The 18,081-nt window shown below is 67.6% G+C and carries 16 protein-coding genes and 1 pseudogene; 6 read left to right on the forward strand and 11 right to left on the reverse strand.

Going from position 1 to position 18,081, the window contains the following annotated elements; translation table 11 throughout:
• Positions 1-22 precede the first annotated feature (22 nt).
• From RM50_RS14295 to RM50_RS14310, 4 genes are all read right to left on the reverse strand, one after another.
• A complete protein-coding gene (locus RM50_RS14295) occupies positions 23-1,198 on the reverse strand; it encodes an MFS transporter (protein WP_043453922.1) in 1,176 nt (391 codons plus the stop codon).
• Complete coding sequence (locus tag RM50_RS14300; RefSeq protein ID WP_052260248.1) at positions 1,195-1,905, reverse strand: GntR family transcriptional regulator; 711 nt, start codon at positions 1,903-1,905, stop codon at positions 1,195-1,197. Before RM50_RS14300 ends, RM50_RS14295 begins: the two co-directional genes overlap by 4 nt.
• Before the next feature lie 176 nt (positions 1,906-2,081).
• Complete coding sequence (locus RM50_RS14305) at positions 2,082-3,443, reverse strand: MFS transporter (protein WP_043453925.1); 1,362 nt, start codon at positions 3,441-3,443, stop codon at positions 2,082-2,084.
• 188 nt (positions 3,444-3,631) lie between these two features.
• The gene (locus RM50_RS14310) at positions 3,632-4,507 is read right to left on the reverse strand and encodes an NAD(P)-dependent oxidoreductase (protein WP_043453928.1); all 876 of its coding nucleotides are present in this window, start codon (positions 4,505-4,507) and stop codon (positions 3,632-3,634) included.
• Positions 4,508-4,630: 123 nt separating this feature from the next.
• Here RM50_RS14310 and RM50_RS14315 point away from each other — a divergent pair, with 123 nt between their 5' ends.
• Positions 4,631-4,888, forward strand: a complete 258-nt coding sequence (locus tag RM50_RS14315) for a DUF3072 domain-containing protein (protein ID WP_043453931.1) — start codon at positions 4,631-4,633, stop codon at positions 4,886-4,888.
• Positions 4,889-4,921: 33 nt separating this feature from the next.
• On the opposite strand, the gene RM50_RS14320 is transcribed toward RM50_RS14315, so the two are convergent.
• A complete protein-coding gene (locus RM50_RS14320; protein WP_043453934.1) occupies positions 4,922-5,125 on the reverse strand; it encodes a hypothetical protein in 204 nt (67 codons plus the stop codon).
• A 302-nt stretch (positions 5,126-5,427) separates the two neighbouring features.
• Here RM50_RS14320 and RM50_RS14325 point away from each other — a divergent pair, with 302 nt between their 5' ends.
• Positions 5,428-6,771: a glycosyltransferase family 87 protein gene (locus tag RM50_RS14325; RefSeq protein WP_082007089.1), complete on the forward strand. Its 1,344-nt coding sequence runs from the start codon at positions 5,428-5,430 to the stop codon at positions 6,769-6,771.
• Between the two features lie 28 nt (positions 6,772-6,799).
• A complete protein-coding gene (locus RM50_RS14330; RefSeq protein WP_043453937.1) occupies positions 6,800-8,056 on the forward strand; it encodes a glycosyltransferase 87 family protein in 1,257 nt (418 codons plus the stop codon).
• A gap of 41 nt (positions 8,057-8,097) precedes the next feature.
• Here the strand turns inward: RM50_RS14330 and mptB are convergent, their stop codons facing one another.
• Entirely contained in the window at positions 8,098-9,717 is a 1,620-nt protein-coding gene (mptB, locus tag RM50_RS14335) for a polyprenol phosphomannose-dependent alpha 1,6 mannosyltransferase MptB (RefSeq protein WP_043453940.1), read from the reverse strand.
• A gap of 307 nt (positions 9,718-10,024) precedes the next feature.
• Here mptB and RM50_RS14340 point away from each other — a divergent pair, with 307 nt between their 5' ends.
• On the forward strand, positions 10,025-11,524 hold the full coding sequence (locus RM50_RS14340; RefSeq protein ID WP_052260249.1) for a SulP family inorganic anion transporter: 1,500 nt from the start codon (positions 10,025-10,027) through the stop codon (positions 11,522-11,524).
• Positions 11,525-11,581: 57 nt separating this feature from the next.
• Here the strand turns inward: RM50_RS14340 and RM50_RS14345 are convergent, their stop codons facing one another.
• The 5 genes from RM50_RS14345 to RM50_RS14365 all read right to left on the reverse strand — a co-directional run bounded on the left by RM50_RS14345 (position 11,582) and on the right by RM50_RS14365 (position 16,344).
• Positions 11,582-12,703 carry an NAD(P)/FAD-dependent oxidoreductase gene (locus RM50_RS14345; protein WP_043453943.1) on the reverse strand — a complete coding sequence of 374 codons (1,122 nt, stop codon included), beginning with the start codon at positions 12,701-12,703 and terminating at the stop codon, positions 11,582-11,584.
• Positions 12,704-12,775: 72 nt separating this feature from the next.
• Positions 12,776-13,819: a Gfo/Idh/MocA family protein gene (locus tag RM50_RS14350; RefSeq protein WP_043453946.1), complete on the reverse strand. Its 1,044-nt coding sequence runs from the start codon at positions 13,817-13,819 to the stop codon at positions 12,776-12,778.
• Complete coding sequence (locus RM50_RS14355; protein ID WP_043453948.1) at positions 13,819-14,595, reverse strand: amino acid ABC transporter ATP-binding protein; 777 nt, start codon at positions 14,593-14,595, stop codon at positions 13,819-13,821. Before RM50_RS14355 ends, RM50_RS14350 begins: the two co-directional genes overlap by 1 nt.
• The gene (locus tag RM50_RS14360; protein WP_043453951.1) at positions 14,592-15,380 is read right to left on the reverse strand and encodes an amino acid ABC transporter permease; all 789 of its coding nucleotides are present in this window, start codon (positions 15,378-15,380) and stop codon (positions 14,592-14,594) included. Before RM50_RS14360 ends, RM50_RS14355 begins: the two co-directional genes overlap by 4 nt.
• 106 nt (positions 15,381-15,486) lie before the next feature.
• Positions 15,487-16,344 carry an ABC transporter substrate-binding protein gene (locus tag RM50_RS14365; protein WP_043453954.1) on the reverse strand — a complete coding sequence of 286 codons (858 nt, stop codon included), beginning with the start codon at positions 16,342-16,344 and terminating at the stop codon, positions 15,487-15,489.
• 173 nt (positions 16,345-16,517) lie between these two features.
• On the opposite strand from RM50_RS14365, the gene RM50_RS14370 reads away from it, so the two are divergent.
• The gene (locus tag RM50_RS14370; protein ID WP_043453957.1) at positions 16,518-17,624 is read left to right on the forward strand and encodes a LacI family DNA-binding transcriptional regulator; all 1,107 of its coding nucleotides are present in this window, start codon (positions 16,518-16,520) and stop codon (positions 17,622-17,624) included.
• A gap of 123 nt (positions 17,625-17,747) precedes the next feature.
• A pseudogene (locus tag RM50_RS14375) lies at positions 17,748-18,064 on the forward strand (DUF1003 domain-containing protein).
• The last annotated feature ends 17 nt before the right edge of the window (positions 18,065-18,081 follow it).

Here is an 18,081-nt window from a genome sequence, read left to right on the forward strand (position 1 = left end):
CTGCGTGACGCGGCCGCGGCAGCTAATCCAGCTGCACGCCGCGGAGCAGCACCATGGTCCCGCCCACCACCACGGCGGAGGCGAGGAAGACGCCCGCGGAGCCAAGCCCTGCGGCAACCACGCCGATGGCACTGGGCAGCACCACCTGGCCCACCCGGTTGCCGGCGAGGCGCAGGGCCAGTGCCCGGCCGCGTTGCCCGGCGGGTGCCTGCGCCGAAAGCCAGGACATGGTCAGCGGCTGGCCGATGCCAAGGCCCAGCCCCAGCACGGCCATCACCATAAAGAGCAGCCACGCCGGCATGGGGACCGCCGCGGCGGCCAGCGCAACGGTGGACAGTGCCAGGCTCACCACGAGAAGCCGCATCCGGCCGATCCTCCGGGAAACCCTGCCCAGCAGGAGCCGGGAGACCATGGAAAATACGGCGCGGACGGTCAGCATGGCGCCCACCGTTGCGGCCGTGAGCCCCCGGTCGGCGCCAAGCGCGGGCAGGTAGACCATGGTCAGGTCCACCACGGCCAGCACGGTTGCGCTCGTGGCAAGGGCGCGGGCCACGCCGGGTGTCTTCAGGAGCGCCATGGCACCGCCCGCACTGCCGCCGGCGGCGACCGCCTTCCGCTTCCCGCCGCTGACCTGGGCCGAGACCGCGAAGGTGGACGCGAACAGCACCAGGCCCATGCACACGGCCAGCAGGAAGATGGCCTGGGTGTCGGGCCGGACGGTGGCGCCGCCCACCAGGGAAATCGCCAGCGGCCCCAGCGCCTGCCCCAGGGAGGCGGCGAAGGTCAGGTAGCCGAAGGCCGAATCCATCCGGGACGGGGCGGCGTTATTGGCCACGACGGCCTGCTGCCCCACGACGCAGGCGAGCTGGCCGGCGCCCAGCAGCGCGGTGCCCACCACCAGCGCGGCAATGGACGATCCCCACAGGAGCAGGAAGACCGAGCAGGCAAGCACGACGGCGGACCCGGTCCCCATCAGCCGCCGCTCACCCAGACGGTCCACCAGGCCGCCCGTGGGAACCGCGAGCAGCAGCGGAAAGACCGCGTAGCTGGCGGCCAGCAGGCCCAGCGCGAAGTCGGGGACGTCAAGCTCCAGGGCGCGGTAGGTGGCCGCAGGCCGGACCAGGAAGGTGACCGCCTGGATCAGCGCCGAATGGAGCAGGAGTGCGGTGGCGGAGCGGCGCCCGAGTTCGCCGATCATGCGCCGGCGGCGGCGTCGCCGGCCGGGGGATCGCCAGCCGGGGGATTGCCGGCCTGCGCGTTGCCGGACATCGCCCGGAGTGCTGCGTCCCGGGCGGCCATGACGTGCTCGAAGGCGATACCCGCTGCCTCGTCGGGGGAACCGGCGGCGATGGCCTCCACCAGGGCGCGGTGCTGGACCAGGGCCTGGTCGCGCCGCTCCTGGGTGCTGTTGGTGAAGTGCCGGTACCGCTCCATATGGCCCGTGATCTGGCCGTGGAAGCGGCGCGCCCAGGCGTTGCCCGCCATCTGGGCGATCTTGGCGTGCAGCGACATCCCCTGCTGCATCGCATCATCAGCAAACCCCACCATGGCGGCGTTGCGGGCGAGGATGCCGCGCAGCACCTCGATGTCCGCCGCCGTCGCCTTGGGGCAGGCGTTGCGTGCCATCAGGGACTCCATGGCCGCGCGGACTTCGAAGAGGTCGGACATGGCCGCCTCGTCCAGCGCGGGCACCAGCACGGCCCCCGTGGGCTGCTGTTCCAGCAGGCTTTCCGAAATCAACCGCCGCACCGCCTCGCGCAGGGGTGTGCGGCTGACATGGAGCGCCGCAGCCATGGCAGGCTCGTAGATCCGCTCCCCCGGCTTCAGCTCCAGGGCAAGGATGCGCCGCTTCAGCTCGGCGTAGACAACATGTGCTCCGGTGTTCCGGGCTGGCGTTTCGGGCAAGATGCACCTCCACCAGGAATCATACTTGTATACATCTATACAGGGCGCTTCCAGGCAGGTACCGGCGGGTGCCCGCGCACAAAATTGCCCGGCAGGGACTTCCCTGCCGGGCATCCGGCGAACGGACGACGGCGGGACGTCCCGCCGTCGTCGGCCCTGGGTTTGGTGCCGCCCGCCTAGGGGCGCCCCGCCTTCTGCGCCTCGAGGTCCTGCAGCGAGGTCCCCTTGGTGTCCGGGGAAAGCATGGTGGCCACGGCGGAGACGAGGCAGATGCCGAGGGTGGTCAGGCCGATGGTCAGCGGGACGTTGGCGGAACCCGGGGGTGCGATCGCGGTGAAAATGCTCGGGAAGAAGGAGGCGATCATGAGCCCGATGTTCTGGGAAACGGCAAAGCCGGTCACGCGGATCCGCATGGGGAACTGCTCCTGGAAGAACGTGGCGAAGGTGGCGTTCCACATCTGGAAGAAGATGCCCTGCACGACCACCACACAAACGAAGACCAGCGGCAGGCTTCCCTGCTCAATTGCCCAGAGGTAGCCACCCACCAGCGCGCCGCCGATCACGCCGCCGGCTGCCATGAGCGTCCGCCGGCCAATCCTGTCGGACAGCGCGCCGAACAGCGGGATGGTCACCACCGCGGCGATGTTGGCCACGAGCGTCACCCAGAGGAACTCGCTGCTGGAGAAGCCGTTGCCATAGCCCTTTTGGGTGGCGTAGGAAACACCGAAGATCAGGGTGGCCATGCCGATCACGTTGGTAAAGGTCATCGCGACGCAGCGGACCAGGACGCCGGGGCGGGTGCGCAGGAGCTCGACGAGCGGGAATCGCCTGGCCTCCGGCTGGCCGGACTGGGCAACGTAGGTGGGCGGTTCCTGGACCCGCCGGCGAATGAAGTAGCCCGCCAGGATCACGACGGCGCTGAGCAGGAAGGGGATGCGCCAGCCCCAGGAGCCGAACTGGTCCGCCGGCAGGACGGCGGCAAGCGGGAGCAGGACGGCGGTGGCCAGGATGGAGCCCACCTGGGTGCCCTGGAGGCTGAAGCTGGCAAAGAATCCGCGCCGGGCGTCCGGAGAGTGCTCAACGATCATGGCACTGGCCCCGCCCAGTTCGCCGGCCACGGCGAAGCCCTGGATGAGGCGAAGGACCACCAGGAGGGCCGGGGCCAGGAGGCCCACCTGCCCGTAGGTGGGCAGCAGGCCGACAGCGAAGGTGGCGAACCCCATGAGGAGCATGGCGAAGACGAGGACCTTCTTGCGGCCGTGCCGGTCACCGTAGGCGCCCAGGACCACCGCGCCTACCGGGCGCGAAACATACCCGACGGCGTATGTTGCGAGCGAAGCGATGATTCCAACGGTGGGGTTCTCCGAAGGAAAGAAGATGGTGGGAAAGACCAGCGTGGCGGCCAGCGAGTACAGCGCAAAGTCGTAGTACTCCAGGGCGCTTCCGATCCAGCCGCTCATCGCGGCTTTCCTGGGGTCCCGCGAACCGGTTCCAGCACCCTGGCTGGTGAGGGGCACGCGGGTTGGGGTGGTGCTCATGTGCTTGTCCTTCGTCTTCATTGGCAAGGAAACCGGAACTGCTGGCTGAAGCAGGTGTTCAGGGGGTTGTCTGCGCCGGTCGCTTGGACCGGAGGGCAGCTCTTGAATCGATTCACCAACTATAGGACGTGACGTACGCAACGTCAACGGGCAAGCGCTATCCCGGCGGATTGGCGGGGTCCGGCGGCCTACCGGCCCGCGTAGTAGGCGGCAGCCATGTCCTGTTTGCCGCGTCCCTGGCCGGCCACCCGGTCCAGCCTGGCCGCGAACGCTTCAGCGCCGTCAAGCTTCAGGCCGTGTTCGGCGGCGGCATCGACAATGAGGTGGGCGTCCTTGCAGGCGGTGTCCACCGCAAAGGAAGCTGGTTCAAGTGTGTCGTTCAGGATGAGGTCCATCTTCATCCGGAGGTAGGGAAGGTCCAGGGGCCCCCCGTCCACCACGTCAAGGAACTGCCCGGGATCGACACCCAGCGCCTGGGCAAGGGCAACCGCTTCACCGGCGGCATTGGAGGCGGCGATGACCCAGCTGTTGACCACGAGCTTGAGGCGGGCCGCCGAACCGGCGGACGGGTCGTCGCCTGTCCAGATGGTGCGGGCCCCGATGGCGTCCAGGACCGGAGCAACGCGCTGGCGCACAGGCTCCGGGGCAGCGGCCAGAACCAGCAGCTGGCCCGCTTCGGCGGGCGCGCGGGTGCCTGAAACGGGGGCCTCAACCAGGTCAAGGCCAAGTTCCGCGGCAAGAGCTGCCACGGCTGGAACGTCCTGCACGCCCACCGTTGTGGACTGGATCCAGGCCGTTCCTGCCTTGACGCCGGGCCGGGCCTGCCGCATGACCTGGTCAACAGCCGCGGCGTCATAGAGCATGGTCAGGACAACGTCGGCCGCCGCCACGGCCTCGGCAGGGTCTGCTGCGCGCGTGGCTCCTTCTTCGGCCAGCGGTTCCGTCTTTGCCGGGTCCCGGTTCCACACCCACACCCGGTGGCCGGCGCGGAGAATGTTCCGGGCCATGGCCGCCCCCATGATTCCGGTCCCCAGCACCGCCACATTGAGTTTGCTGTCCGTCACGTCATCCTCCTGGTCAATTGTTTGGTTTTGCCTACCAAAGCAACGTTTCCAGGATTGAGCTGGTTATTCATCAGGACTGCCGGTTCCTGCCGAATGTCGGCGGCCCGTCCTAGACTCGGTTGCATGAGCGAGAGCAACCAGGAAACCATCGGCAGCCCCGAACCCGAGCCCAATGCAGGCCTTAACAGGGATCCGGAAGACTGGGTGACAGGTGACGAACCCATGACGGCAGCGCAGCGCAGCTACCTCGATACGCTGGCGCGGGAGGCCGGGGAGGAACTTCCCGCAGACCTGAGCAAGGCGGAGGCGTCAAAACACATCGACAGGCTGCAGCAGCGCAGCAACCGCGTGTCCGGCGAAGGGGACAGTTCGGGCAGCTGAGCCGGGACCGCCTTCCCCCGGCCGGGCTGGGGCCTACCAGGCCTGGCACTCCCGGGTGAGGCCGAAGGGAACTGCCTCGCTGAGGTCGACCGTGAACTTGTCAACGCCGTGCCGGGTCACCAAAATCCCGTGGCGCCTGCCGGTGAGCGCGTGGGCCTTGGCGGCTGCAACAGCGGCGTCGAGCTCGCTGTCCATGCTCTGGCGGTCGGACACGGTGAGGGTGAGCGGGAAGTTCATGGTGTTGCCTTATGTCTTTAGGGGTGGATGGGCACAACGCCGCCCAGCGCTCCCCGCTGGCTGCATAGGCGGTGGGCGCCGAAGCGCCTCGAACCATGGTGCCTGAGCTTGCATGGGCCAGCAACTTTAGATAAACGCTGCAGGTCAGAGGCCCGCATGTCCTCCTTTGTCCTGACAATTATCGGTGGCAAGGTGCCGTGAATTAGAGTTGGACGGGAGTGGAAGCCGGTATTTTAGGCCTCCAGTGCCCCTGACGCCCGCTTCGCGGCATGACCCGAGCCATTTTTGCGCGACCGCTGACTGTGCAACGACCTGACAAGGATTCCGCCATTTCCACCGACGCTCTCTTCGGAAATCTCACCCGGATCCGCAATGTCATCCTCCCCGCTCCGGTCCGGCGCGGGCTGAACACCGGGCGCGGCCTGCTGGGCGGCTTCATCGTGGTCCACCTGGTCTTCCTGGTCTTCGCCGCGTCGCTGTCCCTGCGGGGCGAGGCCTTCAGCGACACCTTCATCTACCGCGAGTGGGCCATGGCCGGCTTCAACGACGCGAACCTGAGCGGCGGCCCCAGTCCCTGGGTCTACCCCATCCTGGCGCTTATCCCCATGGCCATCGCCGGCCTGGCGGGGCCTGGACCGTTCTTCTTCCTCTGGGTCCTCATGACCACGCTCCTCAACGGCTGGGCGCTGCTGAAACTGACTGAACGCGGCCGCGACAACCAGGCCATTCCGGCCGGCTGGTGGTGGCTGGCTTTCACCTTCCTGATGGGCTGGCTTGGCTTCGCCCGTGTGGACGGCCTTACGGCCCCCCTGGTTTTGGTGGCCCTGGCCTACGGCGTGAAGCGACCCTTCATCGCCTCGGTCCTGCTGGCCATCGGCACGTGGGTCAAGGTCTGGCCCGCCGCCATCATGCTGGCCCTGTTCGCGGTGGTGAAGAACCGCCTGCTGGTGGTCCTGGCAGGAATTGCGGCGACGGCGGGCGTCGTTGCGCTGGCAGCAGCCCTGGGCAGCGTCCCCAAGTTGCTGAACTTCCTCACCCAGCAGGGCGACCGCGGCATGCAGCTCGAAGCCACCTTCACCACGCCCTGGCTCTGGCTCTCCGTCCTGAACGTGGGCGGCTCCCGGATGTACATGAACACGGACATCAACTCCATGCAGGTGGACGGCCCCGGCACCGCCACCATGTCCGTGCTGATGCAGCCCCTGCTGGTCCTGGCCGCCCTGCTGGTGGCCGGGCTGACCTTCTGGGCCCTGCACAACGGCAAGCAGCACAAGGTGGCCGGCGGCGTGGACCGCACCGAACTGCTCCTGGCCGGCGCCCTCACGCTGGCCACCGCCTTCGTGGTGTTCAACAAGGTTGGGTCCCCGCAGTTCATGGTCTGGCTGGGCCCCGCCGTCGCGGTAGGCCTGGCGCACAGCTGGCGCGAATGGCGCGTCCCGGCCGCCATGCTGATCGCGATCGCCGTGGCCACGTACTTCATCTACCCGCTGTTCTACGACGCCCTCAGCCACAACAACCCGTGGATGGCCCTGGTGCTGACCATCAGGAACGTCCTGCTGGTGGTCCTGTTCCTGTGGAGCGTCCGGCGCCTGTACTCCCTGGGCCGGAAGACCGCCGTGCCCGCCCCCGCGCTCAAGGAGTCCTGAGATTTCCACGAGGTTCTTTGACCGCCTGGTGGCGGTCCGCAGCAAAGTCCTGCCGGCGAAGGTGGTGGACTGGTTCGCCCGTCCGTCCAGCGTGTGGTGGGGCTTCGCCGTCGTCCATCTGTATTTCCTGGGCTGGATGGCGTCCTTCTTCCTGAACGGGGACACGTTCAGCGACACCGAGCAGTACCGGCAGTGGGCCATGGCCGGCTACAACCCGGCGGACCTGACCGGCAAGATCAGCCCCTGGGTCTACCCCGTGCTGGCGCAGATCCCCATCTTCCTCGCCAACATCGCCGGGCCAAGCCTGTACCTGCTGGCCTGGTTCCTGATCATCACACTGCTCAACGCCGTCGGCCTGCTCTACCTGACCCGTGGTCCGCGGAAGGTCACGGGCATCGCCCCGGCCTGGTGGTGGCTGTTCTTCACCGTCTTCATGGGCTACCTCAGCTTCGCCCGGGTGGAGGGTATTACCGCGCCGATCGTGCTGATTGCCCTGCTCTATGCCGCCGAACGGCCCGTCGTGGCCGGCGTCCTGCTCAGCATCGCCACCTGGATCAAAGTGTGGCCCGCGGCGGTCCTGGTTCCCATCGTGATCGCCAGCCACAAGCGCATCCAGGTGGTGCTCGCCGGCGCCGCCGTGACGGCCGCCGTAGCCCTGGGCACCTGGCTGACCGGCGGCCTGCCGCACATCATGGACTTCCTCCTGAACCAGGGCGAGCGCGGCATGCAGCTCGAGGCCGCCTTCTCCACGCCGTGGGTTTGGCTGAGCGTGTTCCACGTCGCCGGCTCGAAGATGGCGGACAACACGGCCATCAACTCCACCGAGGTCTACGGGCCCGGGGCCGCCACCGCCGCTGTCCTGATGCAGCCGCTGCTGGTCCTCGCCGCCGTCATTGCCGCCATCCTGCTGGTCCGTGCCATGCGGCGCGGCGCCGAACGTGAGGAGCTGTTCCTCGAAGGCTCGCTCATGATGGTCACCGCCTTCATCGTCTTCAACAAGGTGGGCTCGCCGCAGTTCATCATCTGGCTTGCGCCCGTGATCATCGCAGGCCTGACTCACGACTGGGAGCGCTGGAAAGTCCCCGCTGCCCTGCTGATGGGCATCGCGATGACCACGTTCGTGATCTACCCGCTGTTCTATACCCCGCTGATCCACGCCCACCCGGTGATGGCAGCCATCCTCACCACCCGCAACGTGCTTTTGGTGGTGCTGCTCTGGTGGTCGGTGAAGCGCACCGCCGAACTGGGCCGCAAGACGGCCGCGCAGGTTCCGGCGGGAGCGTAGCAGGTTAACGGCTGGCAGGCCCGGCGGCCAGCAGGCCAGGGTCAGCGGCTTTCAGTCCGGTCGACGGCGGCCTGGGCGGCGGCAGAACGCCGCGCCGCCCGCCGCTCCATGGCCCACTGCCAGCCGCTGCGGGCCAGGTCCAGCGGCTTGCCTTCGATCAGCAGTTTGCGGGTGTGCACGTCCAGGACCAGCAGGTAGAACGTGAACGCCAGGGCCGTGAAGAACGCCAGCGACGACGCGTCGATGGGCAGTTCGACGAAGGACCAGACGGAGAGCTGGTCCTGGGCCCCGAACACCACGAAGAACGTCACGCCCACGTAGAGCGAGCGGATCTGCCAGTCGTCCCGGATGCCGGTGACGGCAAGGAACGGCAGGAACCACAGGATGTACCAGGGCTGGATGATGGGTGAAAGCATCACGACGGCGGTGAACGCCAGGGCCATCCGGCGCACGGCCCGCGAGTAGTCGCCGCGGAACATCAGCAGCAGGACCAGGGCGATCGCCGCCCACTTCATGCCGGTCCGCAGCCAGGTGGCCAGGGTTCCGCCGGGCAGCCCCAGCGCGTTGGCCAGCATCTCCACCTGCTGGCCAATGAAGCCGGACGGCGAATAACCGGTGTAGCCCGGGGTGGGGTCCATGATGGCCCAGGTCCAGCCGATGCCCAGGTTGTAGGGGACGCCGCTGAGGGCCAGCACGCCGAAGCTGATGCCCGCCGTCGCTCCCCACATCAGGAACTTCCGCGGCCACGAGGCTGATGGGCCCGCCCACATGACCCCAATGAAGGGCAGCAGGAGGACCGTGATGGGCTTGATGCCGATGGAGGCGGTGACCAGGAGGATGCCCGCCAGGTACCTGCGGGTGGCCGCGAAGTAGACGCCGGCGACGGCGAGGCCCACCATGAGGGCGTCGTTGTGGGCGCTGGCAATGAAGCTGATAAGGAACAGCGGGTTGGCCACGGAGACCCAGAGTGCCCGCGCACCGTTGATGCCGTGCAGTTCGGCGAGCTTGGGAACATAGATGACGCAGAGCAGCACGCCGATGCCCGCCAGGAGGCGGAAGAGCAGGACCGAGGCATCGGGCTGGGCACCGGTCAGCCCCACGACGGCGCGCGCCAGCCACAGGAAGTACGGCCCGTAGGGTGTCCGGTTTTCCGCCCACGCGGGATCGGCGCCCAGGGCAAACCAGTTGTTGAGGGTGGAAATGCCCACCTCGTACGGGTTCTGGCCCTCCATCACCAGCCTGCCCTGGCCGGTGTAGGCGTAGACGTCACGGGAAAAGACCGGGACACAGAACATCAGCGGCAGCGACCAGGCGGAGATGGCCAGCACCACGGACCGCAGCGCCGACTGGCCCCAGTCCCCCAGCCGCTGGCCCAGGCGCAGCCAGGAACGCATCAGGAGCATGGCGCCGGCGGTCAGCAGGACCGTCGAAACGGCCACGCCCCAGCCTTCGGTACGGAGCGCGATCACCACGGGCTGCCGGATCATGGGCGATCCGTTGGCGATCCAGCCAGTACCGATGGAGCCGACAAACATCATGAGGGCGCCGACGAAACCTTCGAGGGTCGCCACGTAGGCACGGCCCCTGGCGGGCGCGGAGGCGTCAGCCGGAGCGCCCGGCCGGCTTTCCGACGTCCTGAGGTGTGACCCGCCTGCCGTCATGAATATTGGTCCCCTAGCTTGTTACGGCACTGCTCGCCCCAGCTTCAAAAGGCCGCCCTGCAACCCCGTCATTTTATCAGCCGTGCTTACGGCCGCCCCTGGCCCGGCTGCCCGGCAACGCCACAGTTTGGCAACACAGCTAAGGTAGCGTTGGAAAGGCAGCCGGATCATCGGCCCATTCCCTTTCCATCCCATTGTCTTCCACGGCAGTTCGCCTTCCACGGCAGTGCCGGACCCGTGCGCAGCGTGGCGCGCAAAACGTTGCCCACCCGCTCTTTCCGCAGAGCCAACTCCCTGGAGCCGCTCCTTGGCCGTCGCCGACCGCACCCGCCCCATCCGGCAACCGATCACCGTCCTCACGGCGCTGCGTTCCCCGCGGCAGCTGACCCGCGAGGTCCTGGCCGGGATGGTGACCACCCTGGCCCTGGTCCCGGAAGTCATTTCGTTCTCGATCGTGGCCGGCGTGGATCCCATGGTGAGCCTCGTTGCCTCCATCGTGCTGGCCCTGGCCATGTCGGTCCTCGGCGGACGGCCCGGCGTCGTCACGGCCGCAGCCGGATCCGTGGCCCTGGTGATCGCCCCACTGGTGCACGAACACGGCACCCAGTACGTCCTGCCGGCCGTGCTCCTTGCCGGCGTGATCCAGGTGGTCTTTGGCCTGGCCGGCCTTGCCCGGCTGATGCGGTTCATTCCGCGGTCCGTGATGATCGGGTTCGTCAATGCCCTGGGCGTGCTGATCTTCATGGCGCAGGTTCCCCATGTCATCAACGTTCCATGGCTGGCCTACGTCCTGTTCGCCCTGACGTTCGCCATCATCTTTATCCTTCCGCGCTTCACCAAAGCAGTCCCGTCACCGCTGGTGGCCATCGTCGTGGTCACCGCGATCGTCATTCTCGCCGGCCTCACCGTACCCAGCGTCTCAGACGAAGGGCCCCTCACCGGCGCCATGCCCGGGATCACGCCGTTCCTCTTTCCGTTCACCCTGGAGACGTTCCGGCTGGTCCTGCCCACGGCGCTGAGCGTGGCGTTCGTGGGCCTCATGGAGACCCTGCTGACCGCCAAACTGGTCGATGACATCACGGACACGCCCTCGCACAAGGGGCGCGAGTCCTGGGCCCTTGGCGTGTCGAACATCCTCGCGGGTTTCTACGGCGGCATCGCAGGCTGCGCCATGATCGGCCAGACCGTCCTCAATGTGAAGACCGGCCAGGCCCGCACCCGGATTTCGACGTTCGTGGCCGGACTGTTCCTGCTGGCCCTGGTGACCGGGCTGAGCTCCATCATGGGACAGATCCCCATGGTGGCCCTGGCCGCCGTCATGATGGTCGTCGCGGTCACCACCGTGGACTGGCACAGCGTCAAACCGTCCACTTTGAAGCGGATGCCCATCCCGGAGACGCTGGTCATGGGCGTCACGGTCGCCGTCGTGGTGCTCACGGGCAACCTGGCCTATGGCGTCCTGGCGGGCGTCATCCTCGCCATGGTGCTGTTCGCCCGCCGCGTCGCCCACGTCATCAGTGTGGAGCGAAGCCTGGCCGGCGACGGCGGCAGCGTCCGCTACGAGGTGGTGGGGCCGCTGTTTTTCGGCAGCAGCAACGACCTGGTGGAACATTTCGCTTACGCCGACGATCCCGGCTCGGTGACCATCGACCTCAGCCGCGCGCAGATCTGGGACGCCTCCACCGTGGCCGCCCTGGACTCGATCGAAACCAAGTACGCGGACCACGGCGCCACCGTTGCCATTGTGGGACTCGATGAGCGCAGTACCGGCTTCCACCGCCGCCTGACAGGCCATCTGGGGTCCTGAGCCGGCCGGACCCAAGGGGCGGGCCGGAAGGTACGACGCCGCCCCTCTGCCGGAGAACTAGGAGAAGCGTCCCGGCCGGAAGGTGGCCAGCATGGGGTGCTTCTTTCCGGTCAGGATCTCGCCGGCCAGCAGTTCACCGGCGATGAGGCCCAGGGTGGCCCCGGAGTGGGTGAACGCCACGAAGCAGCCGGGAACCTGGCCCAGTTCGCCCAGGACCGGTTCGCCGTCGCCCGGGATCGGCTTGTAGCCCATCTTCCAGGAGGCGGGCTTGAGTTCGGGGTTGCCCGCCACGAGCTTGGAGGCTTCGTCGGCCAGTTCCTGGACCACCTCGTCGGGGATGGTGAATGAACCATCGGCGTGCTCGGTGATGTGCTCCTCATACCAGTCGTGGTCCAGGGCGAACGTGCCGCCCGGGTTGGGCCGCAGGGCTGCGCGCGGCGTGTTCATCACGGCGGCAACCTGGTGCTGGACCTGCTTGGTCACCACCAGCATGGACACCGGCGAACCGTTGGGAATCTGCACACCAAGAGGAGCGACGACGGCGGGCGTCGCTGCGCCGCAGGCCACCAGCACGGCGTCGGCCGGGTAGGTCCCGCCGGACGCTGTCTCCACGCCCGTGGTACGGCCACCCTCCACCATGACGGAGGCCTTGCCCGCGTTCAGGACCAGTTCGCCGCCGCGGGAGTGGAACTCCTCCATCAGGAAGTCGATCAGGTCCGGCAGGCTGACCCAGCCTTCGCCGGGGTTGAAGATGGCGTTTTCGGGGACGGCGCCGGCGTCGATCCCGGGGGTCAAGGAGGCGATCTCCTCCGGGGCAACGAGCTTGGAGTCGTAGCCGATGGACTTTTCGTAGGCGTGGCGGGCTTCGGTGGCCGCGCGCTCCCCCCCGGCGTTCCACATCAGTCCGCCGCCGAACTGCAGCCATTCCCGGCTGGGGTCCGCGGCGAACAGGGTGCGGTAGCGGTCCACGCCGGCCACCCGCAGCTGGTGGTAGGGGGTGGACCGTTCACCGGCGGAGTTGAGCCAGGACAGCGAGCGGCCGCTGGCTTCGCTGGCCAGGCCGCGTTCGGTCAGCAGGATGACGGATGCTCCCTCGCGGAGCAGGTGCACGGCGGTGGAGACGCCCAGGATGCCGCCCCCGATGACGGCGACGCGCTTGGTGGATGCTGCAGAGGACATTGGTGTCCCTTTCTGTGGGAAATCGTGATGGTGAAGGACGCGGACGGCGCCCCGCGGAAGGGAGGGGGTACGTCAGGCCAGGGCGTGGATGCCCTCGATGACCTTCAGGACTTCGAGCGGTCCGGCCGGATCCACGGGCACTGGCCCCTGGCCGCGCAAGGCTGCGGCCAGCTGCACATAGAACTGCGGGTAGCCGCCACGTTCGGGGGCGACGGGTTCGGCGGCCCCGTCGGTCCCCAGGAGCCCCCAATGTTCCTGGGGCTCCAGTCCGTAGGCCGGATCCGACGGGACCACCCCTGCTGCGAGGGCAGGTTCCTGGCCGTCCAGGCCCCACTTGGTATAGCCCGCGCGGGAGCCCAGGACATGGAAGCGGGCACCGGCCTGGGCGGCCATGCCGTTCATCCAGAGCCGTGTCCGGACGCCGGATGCGTGCAGCAGGGATACAAAGGCCTCCGTGTCCGCTGCGTCCGGGTGCGGCCCGCGGTTGGCCGTCTCGCCGTAGCTCCGTTCAACCGGGCCGAACAGCTCGATGGCCTGGTCGATCAGGTGCGCGCCGAGGTCGTGCAGGATGCCGCCGCCTTCGGCGAGGGACACCGTGTCCCGCCAATTCCCGAAGCCTTCCGGACGCCACCATTCAAACCGCGACTCAAAGCTGGCGACCTCGCCAAGTGCTCCGGACGCCAGCACCTTCCGCAGGGTGAGGAAGTCGGCGTCCCACCGGCGGTTCTGGAACACCGTAAGCTGCACGCCGCCGTCGGCCGCCCTGCTGATCAGCTCCCCGCCCAGGGCGGATGTGGGGACGAACGGCTTGTCCACCACCACATTCAGCCCGTGGGCGATGGCTGTTGCCGCCAGCCCGTAATGGGTGTGCGGCGGGGTGCCGAGGATGACCAGGTCGAGGTCCGCGGCGACGGCGAAGAGTTCCTCCGGCGTCGCCACGATCCGGGCCTGCGGGTAGAGGCGTGCCGCCTCGGCCGCCCGCCCCGGGTGGGAGGTGACGATGGCATCGAGGGAGAAGTCCGGGTTGGCGGCGATCAGCGGTGCGTGGAACACCTTGCCGGAGATGCCAAAGCCGACGACGGCGGTCCGGATGGGTGCCGCTGCAGCCACCGCCATCAGAGCACCTCGGAGAGGAAGCGCTGGAGGCGTTCGCTGCGGGGGTTGTCGAAGAGCTGGGCGGGTGTTCCTGCTTCCACGACTTCGCCTTCGTCCATGAAGACCACCTGGTCTGCGACTTTGCGGGCGAAGCCCATTTCGTGGGTGACCACCAGCATGGTCATGCCGCGGCGGCCCAGGCCCGCCATCAGGTTCAGGACACCTTTGACCAGTTCGGGGTCCAGGGCGCTGGTGGCTTCGTCGAAGAGCATGACTTCGGGTTCCATGGCCAGGGCACGGGCGATGGCGACGCGCTGCTGCTGGCCGCCGGAGAGGTCGCGTGGCCGGTGGTCGGCGCGTTCGGCCAGGCCCACCTCGGCGAGCCGGCGCCGGGCGCGTTCCATGGCCTGGGCCTTCGGCATGCCCTTGACGCTCCAGAGGGCCAGGGCAACGTTCTCTTCCGCGGTGTGGTCCGGGAAGAGGTTGAAGTGCTGGAAGACCATGCCGATGCGGGTGCGCAGGGTATCCGGGTTGACGGTGAGCGCGCTTTCGCCGGCGAGCAGCACGTCACCGCTTTTGGGTTCGTGCAGCCGGTTGATGCCGCGCAGCAGGGTGGACTTGCCCGATCCCGAGGGGCCAATGATGCAGGTGGTGGTTCCAGGGGCGACCGTGAGGCTGACGTTGCGCAGCACCTCGATGTCGCCGTAGGCCATGGTCAGGTTGCGCAGTTCCAGGCTTGAGCCGTGGAAGGCCTGGACGTCGGGCGCCGCGGTGGTGGTGGGGGTTGGGGTTTTCATGTGTTGCTCCCGGTGGTGAGGGGCGAGGCCGCGTCGAGTTCCGTGACTTCCTTCAGCCCGCTGGTGGGCGGTGCGGGGCGGCGGCGGCCGGTGCGGAACTTGTTGTCGAAGTGGTTGACCAGGTGCGTCAGCGGGACGGTGATCACCAGGTAGAAGAGGCCGGCTGCCACCAGCGGTGAGAGGTTGCCGGACAGCACGGCGGCGTCCTGGCCCACGCGGAAGAGTTCGCGTTCGGTGACCAGCAGGCCCAGGAAGTAGACCAGGGAGGAGTCCTTGACGATGGCGATGAACTGGTTCACCAGGGCCGGCAGGACCCGGCGGACGCCCTGGGGCACCACCACCAGGGCCATGGACTTGGCGTAGCTCATGCCCAGGGCGCGGCAGGCCTCGCCCTGGCCCTTGTCCACGCTGAGGATGCCGGCGCGGAAGATTTCCCCGATGTAGGCGCTGGCGATCAGGCTCAGCGCGATGATGCCCAGCGGGTAGGGCGAGGGGCCGAAGACCGACTGGCTGAGCCGGGCAAAGCCCTGGCCGATCAGGAGGATGGTGAGGATGGCGGGCAGGCCGCGGAAGAGGTCGGTGTAGATCCGGGCTGGAACCCGCAGCCACTTGGACGGTGAGATGCCCATAACGGCCACCACCATGCCCAGCACCGTGCCAAGGACGGTGGCGGCGATGGAAATGATCAGCGTGTTCAGCAGGCCGACCGCCAGGAGTTGGGGCATGACTTCAGCCATAGCGCGGAAGTCGAAGAAAGTACGGATGATGGTGTTGAGCCAGTCCATGGTTGCTCTCAGACGTAGGTTGTGTGGAGGTGCCGGGCGGGCCGCTTGCGGCGGACCGCCCGGCCAGGGGCCAAAGGCCTGATGTCAGGCTGCCTGCCTGCTGCGCTTACTTGCTCGGGGCGGGTGACGCCGTCTGCTCGGCCTTGGGCAGGTACTGCTCAGGCATCGGCGAGCCGGGGAACCACTTCTGGTAGAGCTTCTTCCAGGTGCCGTCCTCCATGGCCGCCGCCAGGCCCTTGTTCAGGGCTTCCTTGAACGCGGTCTTGCCCTTGGCCACGGCGAAGCCGGCGGGGGCGTCGAAGGACGGGATGTCAGCGGCGCTGACCAGCCCGTGCTGCTCTTCGTAGGCCTTTGCTGCCTCGTAGTCGAGGAAGTGGGCGTCAACGGTTCCGCTGTTCACCGCGGCGATGGCGGTGTTGTTGTCCGGGAAGCGGACCAGGTTGGCCGAGGTGAAGTTCTTCACCGCGTAGGCCTCCTGGAGCGTTCCCTGGACGACGCCCAGGCGCTTGCCGGCGAGGCCGTCCACGCCGGTGATCCCGGAGGCCTTGGTGGTGATCACCGTCAGGTAGCCGGCCAGGTAGCCGTCCGAGAAATCGACGGTTTCCTTGCGCTTGTCCGTGATGCCGATGGCGGCAACGCCGGCGTCGAACTGGCCGTTGGCGACTGCGGCCAGCAGGCCGGAGAAGTCCTGTCCGGTGAAGACGACGTTGTCCACACCGGCCCGGTGGGCCACATCCTTGAACAGTTCGACGTCGAAGCCGGTGAAGTTACCGGAGGCGTCGGCAAACGTGTACGGCTTGGAGTCGCCCAGGCTGGCCACCCGGATGGTGCCGGGCTGGATCAGGCCGTACGGGTTGTTCTCCGTGGTGGAGGCAGCGGAGGTGGAACTGCAGCCGGAGAGGGCCAGGACCGCAGCAAGTGCTGCCGCGGCAATACCGGCCGGGCGGAAATTCTTCTTCTTCACAGCGTTGTCCAATCGTTTGGTGGGGAGGCGGTGCTGTCAGGGCCGCCGATAAAAGTCGCCGATGTTCTTGTTGAGTCCGGTCTCACACCCTAGGATTGAGACCGGACTCACATCGATGGATAGAAATGTAGCGGACGTCACAGGTGACGTCAACACCCGGCTGAAAGGTGAAGATGAGCGCTGAAGGAGCACGACGGCGGGACGTAACCGTTGCCGACGTCGCAAAGGCCGCCCAGGTCTCCAAGGCCCAGGCCGCACGCGCGCTGGGCAATTACGGCGCCGTCAGCGACGAAGTCCGGGAGCGCGTCCTGGCCGCCGCGGAGGCGCTTTCCTACCGTCCGAACGAGCTTGCGCGGAGCATGAACACGGGCAAGTCCCACACCATCGGCGTGGTGGTGGGAGATATCGAAAACCCGCACTTCGGCCTCGCCACCCGGGGAATCACGGACACCGCAAAGAAGGCCGGCTACAACGTCATCCTGGTCAACACTGACGAGGACCGCGCGGCGGAGGTGGATGCCGTCCGCGTCCTGCTGGACAAGCGGGTGGACGGGCTGATCGTGGCTCCGGCGTCATCAGTGGACACCGGGCACCTGCAGGAAGTGCACCGGTCCGGACGCCCCCTGGTCTTCATCGACCGCACCGCAGGCGACCTGCCGGTGGAGACCATGGCCGTGGACATGGCACGGATCTCGCGGGAGGCCACGCAGTACCTGCTGGACGCCGGACACCGCCGGATAGCGTTCATTTCCACCCTGCGCACGGATGCCCCGTACACGCCCGGGATGACGCTGGAGTCCTCCCAGATCGCAGACCGCATCGCCGGCATGCGGGAGGCCTTCACCGGGGCCGGGCTGCCGTTTCCCGAGGACCTGGTCCGCTTGAACGCCGGCGACGAGGACTCCATCCGTAGCATCACCCGGGAGGTGCTCCGGGGGCCGGACGCCGCCACCGCCGTGGTGGCGTCGGACGGCCTGATCGCGCTCAGCGTAGTGGAGGCCATCCAGGAACTGGGACTGTCCATTCCGGCAGACGTCTCATTCCTGATGTACGACGACTTTGCCTGGACACGGCTCACCACCCCGCCGTTGACCGTCATCGCCCAGCCCGTCTACAACATGGGCGTTGCCGCCGCGAAGGCCCTGATCCGCCAGATGGAGGGACGGCCACCGGGGCCGCCGGCACAGTTCACGGCCACCCTGGTGCGGCGCGGCTCGGTGGGGCCGTGCCGCGCGGGTGAAAGCCCCGCGCCGGTGCAGCTTGCCTCCCGGCTGAACTGAAGGCATCACGGGGGTTATTCGGTCCTGGCTGCCCCCTCTTAAGATCAGCCCCGGGCTGCACCACTCCCTGCCCGGGTCTACCTAAGCAGGGGACAACGCGCTGCGGACATCATGCGCAACGGAATGGGGAGCTGGCCTTTCGTTTCGGGCTTCATCGGCTTCATGCTCGTTTGGGCCGCCATCAACACCTGGGCGCGGCCTCGAACGCATGGGACCCATACCCCTACATCCTCCTGAACCTCCTGCTTTCCATGCTGGCGGGTCTCCAGGGCGCAATTCTGCTCATCGCCGCAAAACGACAGGACGCAATCGCCGCCGCCATGGCCCAACACGACTACGACACGAACACCGAGGCCAAAGAAGAGATTGAACTCCTGATTTCCATCAACCGCATCCAGCTGGAAATCCTGCAGGAACTGAAGAAGTCAGCAGCACACTAGCTTCAGGGCCCTGGTGC

This window comes from Pseudarthrobacter phenanthrenivorans (assembly GCF_000813845.1).
GTDB classification, from domain to species: domain Bacteria; phylum Actinomycetota; class Actinomycetes; order Actinomycetales; family Micrococcaceae; genus Arthrobacter; species Arthrobacter phenanthrenivorans_B.